Source organism: Nocardia sp. bgisy118 (genome assembly GCF_057708605.1).
Window position 1 is genome coordinate 94,568 of sequence record NZ_JBYISM010000018.1, and the last position, 14,743, is coordinate 109,310.

12 protein-coding genes are annotated in these 14,743 nt (G+C 67.8%); 4 read left to right on the forward strand and 8 right to left on the reverse strand.

The window, feature by feature from the left end; all coding sequences use genetic code 11:
* Positions 1–95: 95 nt before the first annotated feature.
* Positions 96–2,147 (forward strand): AMP-binding protein, encoded by a 2,052-nt coding sequence (locus tag AC3EO7_RS22080; protein ID WP_435592284.1) that lies wholly within the window; start codon positions 96–98, stop codon positions 2,145–2,147.
* Here AC3EO7_RS22080 and AC3EO7_RS22085 read toward each other — a convergent pair whose 3' ends face one another.
* Entirely contained in the window at positions 2,148–4,400 is a 2,253-nt protein-coding gene (locus AC3EO7_RS22085; RefSeq protein WP_435592285.1) for a serine/threonine-protein kinase, read from the reverse strand.
* Between the two features lie 185 nt (positions 4,401–4,585).
* Complete coding sequence (erm, locus tag AC3EO7_RS22090) at positions 4,586–5,398, reverse strand: 23S ribosomal RNA methyltransferase Erm (RefSeq protein ID WP_431965618.1); 813 nt, start codon at positions 5,396–5,398, stop codon at positions 4,586–4,588.
* Positions 5,399–5,743: 345 nt separating this feature from the next.
* On the opposite strand from erm, the gene ybiA reads away from it, so the two are divergent.
* The gene (gene ybiA / locus AC3EO7_RS22095) at positions 5,744–6,313 is read left to right on the forward strand and encodes a riboflavin biosynthesis intermediates N-glycosidase (protein WP_435592286.1); all 570 of its coding nucleotides are present in this window, start codon (positions 5,744–5,746) and stop codon (positions 6,311–6,313) included.
* Here ybiA and AC3EO7_RS22100 read toward each other — a convergent pair.
* Complete coding sequence (locus AC3EO7_RS22100) at positions 6,307–7,455, reverse strand: tetratricopeptide repeat protein (protein ID WP_435592287.1); 1,149 nt, start codon at positions 7,453–7,455, stop codon at positions 6,307–6,309. The genes ybiA and AC3EO7_RS22100 overlap by 7 nt on opposite strands.
* Positions 7,456–7,880: 425 nt before the next feature.
* Between AC3EO7_RS22100 and AC3EO7_RS22105 the strand changes: the two genes are divergently transcribed.
* Together AC3EO7_RS22105 and AC3EO7_RS22110 are read left to right on the forward strand one after the other, a co-directional pair.
* Positions 7,881–8,960 (forward strand): NAD(P)H-dependent amine dehydrogenase family protein, encoded by a 1,080-nt coding sequence (locus tag AC3EO7_RS22105; protein WP_435592288.1) that lies wholly within the window; start codon positions 7,881–7,883, stop codon positions 8,958–8,960.
* Positions 8,957–9,439, forward strand: coding sequence for a carboxymuconolactone decarboxylase family protein (locus AC3EO7_RS22110; protein WP_431965626.1), 483 nt, complete (start codon positions 8,957–8,959; stop codon positions 9,437–9,439). Before AC3EO7_RS22105 ends, AC3EO7_RS22110 begins: the two co-directional genes overlap by 4 nt.
* A gap of 7 nt (positions 9,440–9,446) precedes the next feature.
* Here the strand turns inward: AC3EO7_RS22110 and AC3EO7_RS22115 are convergent, their stop codons facing one another.
* The 5 genes from AC3EO7_RS22115 to AC3EO7_RS22135 all read right to left on the reverse strand — a co-directional run bounded on the left by AC3EO7_RS22115 (position 9,447) and on the right by AC3EO7_RS22135 (position 14,588).
* Complete coding sequence (locus tag AC3EO7_RS22115; protein WP_435592289.1) at positions 9,447–10,139, reverse strand: hypothetical protein; 693 nt, start codon at positions 10,137–10,139, stop codon at positions 9,447–9,449.
* A 145-nt stretch (positions 10,140–10,284) separates the two neighbouring features.
* A complete protein-coding gene (locus AC3EO7_RS22120) occupies positions 10,285–11,157 on the reverse strand; it encodes an SGNH/GDSL hydrolase family protein (protein ID WP_431965630.1) in 873 nt (290 codons plus the stop codon).
* A 112-nt stretch (positions 11,158–11,269) separates the two neighbouring features.
* The gene (locus AC3EO7_RS22125; protein WP_431965632.1) at positions 11,270–12,466 is read right to left on the reverse strand and encodes an IS4 family transposase; all 1,197 of its coding nucleotides are present in this window, start codon (positions 12,464–12,466) and stop codon (positions 11,270–11,272) included.
* A gap of 120 nt (positions 12,467–12,586) precedes the next feature.
* Positions 12,587–14,140, reverse strand: coding sequence for an amino acid permease (locus AC3EO7_RS22130; protein ID WP_435592290.1), 1,554 nt, complete (start codon positions 14,138–14,140; stop codon positions 12,587–12,589).
* Between the two features lie 118 nt (positions 14,141–14,258).
* Positions 14,259–14,588 carry a hypothetical protein gene (locus AC3EO7_RS22135; protein ID WP_431965636.1) on the reverse strand — a complete coding sequence of 110 codons (330 nt, stop codon included), beginning with the start codon at positions 14,586–14,588 and terminating at the stop codon, positions 14,259–14,261.
* Positions 14,589–14,743: the final 155 nt, after the last annotated feature.

The window sequence follows — 14,743 nt, forward strand, 5'->3', positions numbered from 1 at the left end:
CAACACCGGGCCTTGACCTAACTGTTACCTGTCGGTACAAATACGTGACCACGCCGATCCGCGCACGCGGATGGGCCGGAGAGAAATGCACACAGTTGGTTACCGATGTCATCACCGTTGATGCCGAGTACGCAGTCGACCGCACGGCGATGTGGGATCTGCTCACCGAGACGCAGACCTACTCGCGAATGTTTCAGGGGGTCGGATCGTGTGAGCGCGCCGAAACATCAGGAACGCAAACGGTTCTGATAATCCGCGCCGGTGGACCCGACATCGACGTCACCGTACCGCCCATTCATCTGGTTGTCGCGCGGAAGCGCGAAGTTCTCGAATTGCAGTGTCCCGGCGCGGGCGGATTCGCCTCGGTGCGGCTGCGCGGCGACACGCGGCACACCCGGGTCACGGTGACCTATGTCGGTGTGGGACGGGTACATCCGAGCATCGCCGCGTTCGACAAGTCGCAGGTGATCGCCTGGACCAAGGCGGGCATGGACCGGATCGCCGACGTGGTGCGCGCTGCGCCGACCTCGGTGCTGGTCAACGGCGAGGACTCCGTGGCGCGCTTGCAGGTCGGCATCGCCAGACAGCTGCTCAGCACCGGCGTCGTGCGCAGTTACCGGCCCGACCGCGGTCTGAAACAGCTGGGCGGACTGGCCAAGTGGGGCTTTACGCTCGCGGGCGGCTACGCGGCCGCCGCGGCCTACACCCCCAATCGACCCGCTCTCGTCGACGCGCACACCACCTACAGCTTCACCGAGGTGCACAGCCGCACCCATCGGCTCGCCGGTGCGCTGGTGGCGCTGGGGATGGGGGAGGGCAGCGCGATCGGCGTGCTCTGCCGCAACAGCGCCGCGATGGTCGAGTGCATGGTCGCCGCGGGCAAGGTCGGCATCGACGCCCTGCTGATCAACACCGGACTCTCGGCGCGCCAGATCCGCGACGTGGTCGAAAAGCACGAACTCGCCGCGATATTCCGCGACGACGAGTTCGATCCGCTGCTGCGGTCGGTGGCACCGGAGCTGCCACGCTACTCGACCTCGGACCCGTATCAGGGCGGCCCGGCGACGGTCGACGACCTGGTCGCGTGGGACACCCCGCCATTCACCAGACCCGCGCAGCCGGGACGACTGATCGTGCTCACCTCGGGCACCAGTGGCGCGCCGAAGAGCGCACGCCGCCCGCAGCCCAAGGGTTTCGGCACCGTCGCCGCCCTGCTCTCGCGCATCCCGTTCCGGATGGACGAGACGATGCTCATCCCGGCGCCGCTGTTTCACACCTGGGGTCTGGCCGCGCTGCAGATCAGCACGCCGATCCGGGCGAGCGTGCTGCTCACCGAACGCTTCGACGCCGAGGAATGCCTGCGCCTGATCGACGAATACCGCGTCAGCGCGATGGTCGTGGTGCCGGTGATGGTGAACCGCATCCTGGACCTGCCCGCACACGTCAAGGCCCGCTACGACACCTCGAGCCTGCGGATCGTGGCCAGTTGCGGTGCGCCGCTCGCGGGTTCGGCCGTGCTGCGGTTCATGGACACCTTCGGCGACGTCCTCTACAACATCTACGGCTCCACCGAAGTGTCCTGGGCGACCATCGCCGACCCCGCCGATCTGCGCGCCGCGCCGACCACCGCGGGCCGCCCGCCGCTCGGCACGAAAGTCGCGGTGCTGGACCCGGATCTGCGCCCGGTGCCGCGCGGGGTGACCGGACGCATCTTCGTCAACAACCACATGCTCTTCGACGGCTACACCGATGCCGCGCCGCCCACCGAATCCGGCGGCATGCTCGACACCGGCGATCTCGGGTACGTCGACGCGGACGGTCTGGTGTACGTCGCGGGCCGCGACGACGAGATGATCATCTCCGGCGGCGAGAACGTCTTCCCGCGCCCGGTGGAGGAGGCGCTGCTGCGCCTCCCACAGGTCAGCGAGGTGGCCGTGGTCGGCGTGCCCGACCGGGAGTTCGGCCAGCGCCTCGCCGCGTTCGTGGTGACCCGCGAGGGTTCCCGGCTCGACCGCGACATGGTGCGCGACTACATCCGGCATCGGCTCAGCCGGTTCTCCGTGCCGCGCGACGTGACCTTCCTCGACGCCCTGCCGCGCAACGCCACCGGCAAGATCCTCAAGCGCGCCCTGGTGCAGCCCGGCTGATCACCGCGGGACGATGCGCTGCAACGCCACCAGATCCTTCTCCAGCATCCGGAACAACCAGTACACGCCGACGAAGGCCGCGGCGCTGCCGACGCACAGCACCCGCAGCGCCACGATGACCGACGGAATGTCCTCGGCGGGAATGAAGGTCGCGCCCGCGACACCGAGCAGCGGCACCGCGGCGGCGAGGGCGAGGAAGTAGTTGCTGCGCCGGTCCAGCGTCTCGAGCTGGTCGGCGTCCGCGCGGCCGAGACCGCCGTGCGGCAGGAACATCGGATACAGGCTGCGCACCGCGTAGAAGCTGACCAGGAAGTACGGGTAGGCCATCGCGATCGCGCCGCACACGATCTGGGTGACGAAGAAGTGCAGGTAGGCGTCTGTGGTGAGTCGACTGCCCGAAGCCTGCACCGTCACCGGCACGACGATGCCGGACAACGCCCACAGCCCGAAGCAGGTCAGCACGTTGCGCTGCGCGAGTCGCAAGGTGTCCGAGCGCGCCTTGGCGAGCCGGGCCGCGTCGTATTCGCGCCCGCGGTGCAGCCCGAAGGCGATGACCAGGGGCCCGGCGATCAGCACATTGGTGACGATGAAGCCGATCAGGAAGCACAGGCCGTAGGCGTTCGGCGCGATCTCGCCGAATTGCCGCTGGGCTTGTTCGTCCATCTTGTCGATGATCAGCGTCCGGTTGTGCTGGTAGCTGTAGAAGATGGCGAACGAGTTCGGGATACCGATGGCGACGGCCATGACCGGAACGATCCACAGCCGGGCCCGCAGTCGCCAGCTGCCGGGCGGCGGATCGACCAGGTCGCGGGCGCGGGCGTCCAGGCAGACGTCGAACTGCTGGGCCATGTCCGCGCCGGTCGCCCAGCGGCGGTCGGGATCGGGTTCGAGCGCCCGCACCAGTGCGCGGCGCAGCGCGGCCGGGCAATCCGGCGGCAGATCCTCGTAGGGCAGCGCGTCCGGGCCCGCGGCGCGGCGGCCCAGCATGCCGTCCAGGGTGGTGCGGTCGCCTCCGGTCACCGACTCGTCGTGGAAGGGCTTGCTTCCGGTCAACAGCTCCCACAACACCACGGCGAGCGAGTACAGATCGCTGCGGGTATCGAGATCGGCTGCCGTGGTGGACATGTCGGGATGCACCGCCGCCAGCTGCTCCGGCGACATGTACGCCAGCGATCCGCCGAAATAGGCCACTGGGCTGGCGCCGGAGACGTTGCCGCTGAAGCTGATGTTGAAATCGGCGAGCTTCGGAATCCCCTCCGCGGTCAGCAGGACGTTGGCGGGTTTGATGTCGCGGTGCAGTACTCCGCTCCGGCCCGCGTAGTCGAGCGCCTCGGCCAGCCTGCGGCCGAGCCAGGCGATGGTCTCCGGCCACGACAACGTGGCCAGTTCGGCGCGCACCGACGACTCGACCGGAGTGATCTCGCCCTTCGCCGCCAGCACCGCGTCGATGACCTCCAGCATCATCGCGCCGCTGCGTTCGGCGGGCGGCGTCACGCGCACCCGCTCCAGCACCGAATACAGTGTGCCGCCCGGCACGTACTGCATGTAGAGCAGGCGCAACCGGCGGGAAGGCAGCACCCGTTGATCGAAGACCCGCACGATGTACTCGTGGTCGAGCTGGGCCAAGGTCTGCGGCTCCGTGCCCTTGTTCTGCGAGATCTTCAACGCGACCAACCGCTGCATGGACCGTTGCCTGGCCAGGAACACCTTGGCGAAGGCGCCGCGGCCGAGGCTGGTCATCAGGTCGAAGTCGTCGATGCGCTGGCCGACGTCGATGTCGTCGAGGCCCACCGGTTCGGTGGCGGCCGTCATCATCGTGCTGTGATAGTCGTCGGTCGCCAGCATCTCCGAAAGCTCCTGGGCCTGAGCCGGATACGCCGAGGTGTACTCACCGACCTGCACCGAGCTGCCCGCGTTCCTGCGCACGTGGAACTCCTCGTAGATGAGGTCGGGCGGCAACGGCCAGGTGCTCAGCTCGGGCAGTTCCGCGACGTACTCCGCGAGGCGCTTGGGTTCGGTGTTGCGCGACCACCGGTTCACCAGATCGACCTTGATCAGCTCGATCAGCGACACCCGGCGGATGGCGGGAGAGTCGGGCAGGAAGGCGGGCAGGTCCGGCGGCGTCGGCCCGTCCCGCCACGCCTCCGCGAACCGGGCCACCACCTCGGCGACACCGGTGCCGCGCCCCGCCACGGCGGGCGACGAGCCCCCCGCGACCGCCGCCCCCGGTACGGGTGTAGCGGGGTGCGCCATCTCCGCATACTATCGCCGCGCCGGGGCGGCGACCCGCGCATTCTGGAACGAGATCGGTGAACCGAGGGCCGGTCCTCCGGAAAATCGGCCGTGTGCAGGACGCCGATCCGGCAACGTCGCGCGGCCGGGCGACTGGCGAACTGCCGGTTCGCGGCAACGGATGGCGACCGACCACCGCACGTGCGTCACAACAGCGCCCGATGGAGGTCGATCCACCGCGCCGGATCGACGGTTCCCACCGGTTCATCGACCGGCACGCCCGCGGTCCGGCACGCCGCACGCACCCGCCGGGACGGGAACTCGGTCGCCAGGGACGCGGCCAGCGAGCCGCCGACGCCGGAGAAGCCCAGCTCGACCAGCCGCCGATACTCCCGCAGCGCGCCAGGCCCGAGCAGCGGTCGCGGCCGGTTGCGCAGATGCAGCACCGCCGAGTCCACCCGCGGCACCGGCCGGAAGCACGTGCGGTCCACGCGCGGGCCGAGCGCGAACTCGGTGATCGGCCAGTGCGTGATCGTCAGCTTGCTCCAGCGTCCGTAGCCGCCGGAGTGCTTGCGCGCGAATTCCCGCTGGGTCAGCAGGGTGGCCGAGGTCAGGTGTCGCGCGGCCAGACACCAGCGAACGATGTCGGTTGTGCTGGCGAACGGGATGTTGGCGACGACCGCGAACGGCTCACGCGGCGCGGTCACCGCCCGGAAATCCGCCTGGAAACAGCGGACCCTGGCGTCGCCCGTGTAACGCTTGCGCAGCAGCGCCGCGTAGTGCGGGTCGATCTCGTAGGCCAGCACGCGACCGGCCGCGTCGGCCAGCTGACGGGTCAACATGCCCGAGCCGGGGCCGATCTCGAGCACGAGGTCTTCGGCGCCGATACCCGACGCGCGCACCAGCAGGCGCGCGGTGCCCGCGTCGGCGAGGAAGTTCTGGCTCAGCCGCTTGCGCGGGCCGATGCCGGGGTGGTCGCGCGCGTCGCGGGCGCGCGGCAGGGAACGATTGCGGGACATGGGTGTCCTCCGAACGGAGTGGCCGAATCAGGAAAAGGTGATTCGCCCGGACCCATGCCAGGGCACATGCGACAGACCGCCGAGTGCGGTCGTCGGGCGGCGCGATCAGCGCCGAGAGAGCCGGATCAGAGTGATACCGGAGCGGTGCGGTCCGCTGGCAAGGCCCAGGCCTCCGCGCGCAGCCGGATGAAGTACGCGCCGACCGCGCACGCTCCGTTGATGCCTGGACCTCCCATGGCCGCCAACCTACCGAGCCGCCCGGACCCGATGCCACTTCTTTTTCCGGCGCCCCGGGTCTCGATTAATCGGAGGCGTTGGCCGTGCCGGTCGGGCAGACTCGCGGCCATGCGTTCGGTCGAGGATCTGATCCGTTTCAAAGCGGCGGGTGGCGCCGTGAAGTATCTGCCGTTCTGGGGCCATCGTCCGCAGGACGACGGCAGTGTCGGCAAGGGCTGCTTCAGTCAGTGGTGGCCCGCGCCGTTCGAGGCGCACGGCGCATTGTTCCCGACGGCCGAGCACTACATGATGTGGCGCAAGGCGCTGCTGTTCGGCGACGCCGAGACCGCGGCGAGAGTGCTCACCGTCGAGCACCCCGAGCAGGCCAAGGACCTGGGCCGCCTGGTGCACGGCTTCGACGAGAAGCGCTGGGAAGCCGAGCGTTTCGAGATCGTCGTCGCCGGAAATCTGGCGAAGTTCGGCAGCAACGACGATCTGCGCCGATTCCTGCTCGGCACCCGCGACCGCGTGCTCGTCGAGGCCAGCCCGGTGGACCGGATCTGGGGAATCGGGTTGGCCGCCGATCACCCCGATTTCGCGGAGCCGACGCGCTGGCGTGGAGCCAACCTGCTCGGTTTCGCACTGATGCGGGTGCGAGAGGAGTTGCGGGAACGGGACGAGCCGAGCGCGGTTCAGTAGGGGCCGACGGCCTGACCGGCTTCGGCGGCTCGCTCTTCGGCCGCGCGGGCGCGCCACATTCGGGCTTCCGCATGATCACCGCGCCGGTCGAGCAGTTCGGCGAGCCCGGCCATCGCGCGCAGGTCCCGCAGTTCGGCGGATGTGCGCCACCAGCCTTCGGCCGCGACGAGATCACCGCGCCGGAACAGCACGACGCCGAGATCGTAGCCCGCGCCGGGATGCCCGGCCTGGGCCGCCTGCGCCCAGAGTCCGCACGCCTGGTCTTCCTCGCCGCGGCCGAACATGGCGACCCCGAGATCGTAGAGCGCGCCACGATATCCGGTCTCGGCTCCGCGTTCGGTGGGCAGTCGGCGCTCGTCGGAGTCGCCGAGCGGATCGGCCGTGGCCACGGTGGACCCGGGTGTTTCCGGTACGGCCGTCGGCGAATGCCGGTTTGTCGCAGTGTTTTCCATGTCCTCGACATGCGCTGGTGCGGCGATGGTTCTCCTCGGCGTGGTGGTCGCGGAGGACGACGTCGCGGCGTATCCGGCCGGCGTGCCGTTGGGATACGGCACGGAGCTCGGAGTCACGGCGGTCGGCATTTCGGTGTTTGTAATTGTTTCTGCCACAGGTTCTTTCGGTGTTTCGACAACGGGGGCGGCCGTGGTACCCAGACCGACGACCAAATTGGCGAAGTTGGGCGGCCCCTCGCCGACGCTGCACCACAGCGCGATCCGGCCGTCCGGGGTGTCTTCGACGAGGATGCCGTAGTTGCCCATCCACGAGCGCTGCACGCCGGAGCGGTCCACCCAGACCGGCGTGAGCGTGAACAGCGCGTCGGGTCCGGTCGGCACGAGCGTCACGGTGGTGCCGCGGGCAAGCGCGTCGCTCCACAGGTCGATGCCTTCGAGCTTGCGCCCTTCGAGGTCGATGTACCCGTCGATCACGGAAAGGCCCATGCCGTGGCCGCGCAGTCCGGCGGGCGGCGCCGCGGACAGCAGCGTCATGCTGAGCAGGGTGGTGGCGTGCCCGAACCGCTCGGTGTACATCGGGTAGACCATGCTGCCGTTCCAGCGAATCGGATCGGCGCTCCGATAGCGCGCGGCGAGAGGTGGGTCGGTGGCCGAATTCTGGGCATGCCACTGCGAATACGGCTCGTTCATGTGCTGGCGTCCCGCCTTTCCGCCGGATGCTCGTCCTCATCTGCGCCTCACGGCGGGCTATACCGTACTAGCCGAGACCACCGTCGGCGGCCCAATCCGGCGCCGATCGGCCCTCGCGCGCAGGACTGTTACGAAGATGAGTTCTTTGCCCGCTCCGGAGGCGATTTCGCGGCGTGGCACGCGGCGCCGGATCCTTCCCGAAACCGGGCTCGATACGAGAGAAGTGCGTGTAACTTCAGGTTACATGTAACCCCGGGTTGCAGATAATGTTCTTCCGATTTCGAAGATGCCGAGCGGCTGACGCGCCATCATCGGGCGCTTGATGGTCCTCACGGTACCCCAAGCACACCGATCCCGCCCACCGAAAGTGAGCTCGATCTCGCGAACCGGCGGACACCGAACCAAGCGCTTGCTACGCTCGCGCGATGATCCCCACGATCGTCTGGGGCACCGGCAATGTCGGCCGCGCCGCCATTCGTGCCGTCGACGCCCACCCGGCGCTGGAACTGTCCGGCGTGCTCGTCCACGATCCCGCCAAGGTCGGGCGCGACGCGGGCGCGCTCGCCGATCTCGACCGCGAACTGGCCGTCACCGCCACCGACGACATCGATGCGGTGCTCGCCGGCCGCCCCCGCGCAGTCGTCTACGCCGCCTCGGGCGACGTTCGGCCCGGCGACGCCCTCGCCGACATCGTGCGTGCCATCCGCGCGGGCGCTGTCGTCGTCACCCCGGCGCTCTACGCCCTCTACGACCCGCGCAGCGCGCCAACGGAATTGCGCGATCCGGTGCTGGCCGCCATCACCGGGGGCGGCGGGTCGCTGTTCGTCTCGGGCGTCGACCCCGGCTGGGGCAACGACGTGCTGCCTCTGCTGGTCAGCGGACTCGCGAGCACGGTGGACGTGGTGCGCTGCCAGGAGATCTTCGACTACACCACCTACGACCAGCCCGACTCGGTCCGCTACCTCGTCGGCATGGGCCAGCCGATGGACTACCAGCCGCCGATGCTCGCCCCGACGGTGCCGACCATGGTGTGGGGCGGGCAGATTCGGCTGATGGCCCGCGCTCTCGGAGTCGAACTCGACGAGATCCGCGAGACCCTGGACCGGCGCGCGCTGGAGACCACCGTGCAGACGGCGAAGATGGGCGAGTTCGCGGAGGGCACCCAGGGCGCGGTGCGTTTCGAAGTGCAGGGCATCGTCGGCGGCGAACCGCGCATCGTCATCGAGCACGTGACCCGCATCCACGCCTCCTGCGCACCCGACTGGCCCGCGCCGCCCGACGGCGACGGCGCCCACCGGGTGATCATCGAGGGCCGCCCGCGCATCGAGGTGACGGTCGAGGCCGCCGACGAGGGCGGCAATCGCTCCGCAGGAGGCAACGCCACCGCGGTGGGCAGGCTGGTCGGCGCGATCGACTGGCTCGTCGCCGCGGAACCAGGACTCTACGACGCACTCGACGTCCCGCTGCGCCCAGCGGTCGGCAAACTCGGAAGGAAACACCCATGATCGTCGACATCCCCGAGGGCAAGGATCCCATCGGCTACGTGTGGGGCGAGATGGTCCCCGGCATCGGCATCGCCGCGTCCGGCTTCTCGCTCGCGGTATACGAGCACAGCACGCTGGGCCTGCGCGAGTTCGAGGCGGCCCGGCTGCGCATCGCCCAGATCAACGGGTGCATCTTCTGTCTGGACTGGCGCACCGAGCGCGACGGCGTCAAGGTCGAGGAGGAATTCGCCGACGCGGTGACCGACTGGCGCACCACCGACGCTTTCGACGACCGCACCCGCCTGGCCGCCGAGTACGCCGAACGCTACGCTACCGACCACCACAATCTGGACGAGGAATTCTGGGTGCGGATGAAGGCTCACTACAGCCAGACCGAAATCGTGGAGCTCAGCATGAGCATCGGTTCCTGGCTCGCGTTCGGGCGGCTGAATCACGTACTCGGCCTGGACACCGCCTGCGTGCTGCCCGGCCACTCCTGATTCCGGTCTATTTCCCTTCCCGAATCCACTCCACGCGGTCCAGCGTCGACCAATCGTCGTTGGCCCATTCCCAGATCAGCTGCGCGACAAGGCGTGGATCGGAGAACACCGCGGCGAAGAAATGGTCGGTGTGGGCGCTGTCGTGGATTTCCAGGGTGTAACTGGTCGGCGCGTCACGGTAGGTCTGGATGAAAGTCTCGCGGTCGGCGGTGCGGCTGGCGATCAGAAACGGCGTCGAAGCGAGTTCGGCGAGCTTCGGAATCCACGAGAACACTTGGCTTTTCGTCATCGAGCGATAGTTGCGTTCGCCGCCGATATCGACATCGACGACGCGAAATTCCGGCGCCGGAGTGAGGGTGCGCTGGAGCCCGTCGTACAGCTCGTAGTCGAAACCCGTGATCAGATCCTCGAGCAGCTGCCGGACCGGACCTGCCGCGTAATCCACCGCCGACCCCCTGCTCCGCCGACGATCCAGATCGTCGGCGGCGGTGACACGGACCGCGGCGCCCGCCGCCTCGATCCGTACGGCGGCGTGCCGCCGCGCGGCCGGGATCGCCGCATTCCACGCCACCAACCCGGCGAGCACGACGATCCGTAGATCGTCGTCGACGGGCCGCCCCTGTTGTGACCGGAAATAGGACGGCACTTCGACCGCCGATGCGACGACCCCCGCGGGTACGACGACGTACTCGTAACTCACCCAACCAAACTAGCCGCGCCGCGCCGCCGATGCACCCTGGCGAATATGTGAAATACACGGAGCCACAAACTTTTACGCGATCCTTAGCGCTGCGGAAAGTTCGCTCGTCGAATCGCTAACAATTGGCAACGGCGGCGCGGTCTTGTCAGCCGCCGATCGCGGCCAATGCCTGTTCGGCCATCTTCTGCATGCCGAGCGCGTTCGGGTGGATCGGCACGAAGTTCGTACCCCACACGGCGGGTTCGACCCAGCGGGTGCCGATGGGCTTGCAGGCGTCGTGGCCGACGGAATTCTGCATGCTGACGAAGGTGGTGCCCGTCTCGTCGGCGGCGCGCTTGACGACACCGTTGAGGGTGTCCTCGATGTTGTTGATGTAGGGGACGTCGCCCTTGGCGATCGGCATCGTCAGGAAGCAGTTGCTGTTGTCCGCGGGCATGACCTGGGGGTACGCCAGAATGACGACCTTCGCGGACGGCGCCTTGGCGTGGATGTCCACGAGCGCCTTCTTCACGTCGGGGTAGGTCTTGTTCAGGATGTCGTTGGTGAACTTGTCGCCGTAAAGGGTCTCGCAGGGGTTGCCGAAGCCGGCGGTCCCGGTCCCTGCGGTGATGCAGGAGGAGATCACCTTGATCAGGGTGTCGTTGTTGTTTCCGCCGATGGTCAGGGTGACGAGCTTGGTGTCCTTGGTGACGGCATCGAGCTGCGGGATCAAGCTGGGATATTGCTTCCCGTAGAAGTCCTGGGTCTTGGCGTTGGCGCAAGTGACGTCGGTGAACGCCTCGATGCCGAGGGCATCGGCGATGAGGTTCGGGTAATTGCGGGTGGTCCGCGCGCACACCGGGGTGACGGTGGGATCGGTCGGAAGGATCCCCGATCCCGCGCTGTAGCTGTCGCCCATGGCGACGTAGGGGCTCAGGCTCGGAGCGGCCTGGGCCGGGGCGGCCGCAGCGAGGGCGAGACCCGCGGTGATTGCCGTAGCGAACGCAGCAGCGATCCGCGTGCGAACGTCCTTGACCATGTAAAACTCCTGCATCAGACACTCTCGGTTACCGATCGGTAACGATTTGGCGGAGGAACTGTGACACGGCGCACACAGCATGTGCAACTGGCATCACGAGAGGTCTGTTTACTTAATCGGCGCTGCGGTGCGGCGAGCTTCCCGGAAGGGGGCTACCGAATGACAGCCCGGCTGGGTCGTCACCGGAATCGGTTGCCGCCGAACGCATCAGGCTGCAGATCGCGTAGTGGACGCACAGGTGGCCGTAGACCTCCTGGATCACGCCGTCGGGCGTCTTCGACCGCAACACCCCACCGCGGCCGTGCTGATCGGTCTCGAGCCTGTCGAACGCAGTCTCGATCTCCTGTCGCTGCGCATACAACCGGGCCAGCTCGTTCGCGGGTGCCGTCTCGGGATCGGTGATGGTGGTCAGCAGTCGGTGAATTCGCTCCTCGTCGGCGTCGGCCGTGGTGCCCGCGACCTTGATGACGCGCACGGCGATCCCGTCGATGTCGTCGTGGCGCGTCCTCGTTCCGGGATACACATGGGAAGCGAAAGATCCATCTGGATAACGTTTTTCGACAGGAAGTACAGAATCGGACGGCATTCGCCACAGCAGGTCCGCGCCGGAGGACCAGCACAGGTCCCACAGGCGGTCACCGAAGAAGGCGCGGTCGGCCAGCAGCAGCATTCCCGGGCGCAGCGATCGCACCACCGATTCGGCCAGGGCCTGCACGCGATGCTCGCAGGTTCCCAGCGCGACATCGACGATCGCGTGCGAACCGCACTCGACCAGCCCGAGGACCCGCACCCGAGGGAACGTCCCGCCCCGGCCATCCCGAAAAGACGGCGGCCGTCCGAAGTGCTCGATATTCGCGTTACTGGCGGGCGCGTCCATGGTTGATTCGTGGATGCTCATCAGCCGCCAGGACCGGTAGGAACTTCCCGGAACCCGCGCCTCGGACAGCGGCACCGCCACCTTCTCGTACACCGCGCGCAGCGGTTCCGAGCCGAGGCGCTTACGGGCCTGGAACAGGGCAGCCTTCGTCGGGATCGTCGACTGGTGGGGCCATATGGACGCCCACTCGAGCCCGGACACGAGCTTGCGCATCACGTCCTCGTATGAGCAGGACGGGAACAGCGCCAGCGCGAGCACGTAGTAGACCACCACCCGAGCGGGCAGCAATCGGTTCCGGCGCTCGACCCGTCCGCGCTCGATCAGCACCTCGTCGACCACCTCGGGGGTGAAAACCCTGGTCAACACGCCCAACGCGAGGTGATCGGACAACCGCTGATCGGTCGCCAGCTGCACCCATCCCGCACGCGGCACAGCTGCGAAAATACCGACAAGTCGGTTCTAAGTAAACAGAATCGACGTCAAGATTGTGTCTCATCCAGTGTGGCCGACGATCGGCGACGGCGGCGCGGGTGCGACCCGCGCCGCCGCGCGTCAGGCGACGACGGGTGCCGCGTCGCCGGTCGGATCGGTGGGTTCACCGACCGTGCGCTTGGGCCCGGTGAACCAGCGGCGGGCCGAGGCGAACCACCAGATGGCGATCGCGCCGACCACGCCGACCAAGGTCAGTGGCGCGTAATTCACCGTGGTCCACGTGAATTCGCTGTTCCACGGATAACCTCGGTCGTCGGTGGGCAGGATGAACAGCACACTGATCGCCGCGATCCAGAGCAACGCGACGATCCCGACGGGCCGATACCACGTCCCGAGCTGCCACGGGCCGGTCTGGAATCGCGCACCGTGCCGCTGTCGCAGCAGAATCGGAATCCCGTAGGCGATGTAGAGGCCGATGGTGGCCACCGAGGTCGCCGCGGCGTAGGCCGTCGGCGCGTTCGCCGCGGGCACCAGCATCGAGGGAATCAGCAAGACGAACGCGAAGAACGAGATGAACAGCACCGCGTGCACCGGCACCTTCTTCGCCGAGAGCGTCGACCAGTAGGCCGAACCCGGCACCGCGCCGTCGCGGGAGAACGCGAACAGCATCCGCGAGGCGGAAGTCACCGAGGCGTATCCGCAGAACAGTTGCGCGACGGCCGCGATGATCAGCAGCAGACCCGACCAGAACGAGTCGAGCGAATTCTCCAGAATGTAGATCACCGGATAGCCGCTGTTCTGCGCCGGATCCAGCGCGTCGTTCAGATTCGGAATGGCGAAGGTGACGGCCATGATGAGCAGATAGCCCGCGACCGCGGAGACCAGAATGGTGTTGATGATGCCCTTCGCCGCCGCGCGCGCCGCGTCGTGGGTTTCCTCGGACATGTGCGCGGAGGCGTCGTAGCCGGTGAACGTGTACTGCGCGTGCAGCAGGCCGAGCAGGAAACTGAACGCGACGCCGCCGAAGCCGACGGCGCTGTTGTCCACGGTCTCGGTGAACACGAAACCGGCGCTCTGATGGTTCTTCGCGCCGAAACCGAGCACCAGTACGAAGATCGCGACGCCGCCGACGTGCCACCACGCCGAGATATTGTTGATCACCGCCGACAGGTGCGGGCCGACCGCGTTCAGCACCGCGTGCAGCACCAGGATCACCGCGAAGACCAGGAAGATCGCCGTACGGTCGGTGCCGATATCGATGCCGATCACGTTCAACACGACGGTGGTGAAGATCGCGGCGCCGTAATCGATGGCGGCGGTCACCGCGATCTGGCCGATCAGATTGAACCAGCCGGTGAACCACCCCCACACCGGGCCACCCAATTCCGAGGCCCACCAGTACAGGCCGCCGGAGGTGGGGTAGGCCGAGGCCAGTTCGGCCATGGCCAGACCGACGAACAGCACCATGATCGACACCAGCGGCCAGCCCCAGGCCATGGTGATCGGGCCGCCGTTCGCCAATCCGATACCGTAACTGGCCAATCCGCCGGTCAGAATGGACACGATGGTGAAACTGATGGCGAAGTTGGAGAATCCGGACCAGGATCGCGCGAGATCCTGTTTGTAACCGAGTTCGGCGAGCCTGCGTTCGTCGTCAGACGGGGTTTCGGTCATGATCGCTCCCGAAGTGAAAACGCTGCCCTCATACAGCGTTTGCCAGAAGCTCAGTGTGAAGTAAACCCGGGTCGTTCACAGTGCAAACGGATGACCGCGGCGTAAACCGGCATTCGGCTCAGCGGGCCGGATCGCCACCCGCACGCGCGCACTCATCGGTGGTCCGGTGCTCCCAGCCGAGCTTCGCCGCCGGGACCGGGCACGGACCGTCCGGCTCGCCGCCGCCGGGCGAACGCACCGGAACCAATCCCGCGACGGAGGCGACGATGCCCACCGCCGCAAGCACCAGACCGAGATCGACGAGTCTGCGGTCCCAGCGCGCGGCCGGATCGGTGTGCGCGGCAAGCGGATTCGCCAGCCGCCAGCTCGCGGCCAAAACGAAAGCGACCGCGGCGAACACCAGCAGCGGGATTCCCACGCCCGCGAGCAGTACCCGTGCGCCGTCCATCGACCTTCACCCCTGTTTCGTCCGGGCGAATCCGGACGACCCGCGGCGACCCCCGGCGGCGGCCGTCCCGCGGACGACCCCGCCCCCAGCGACGGGCAACCTATCGCACCCGTATCCGGCCCGCAAGCCGCGGCGGCCCGCCACGTAGCGTGACC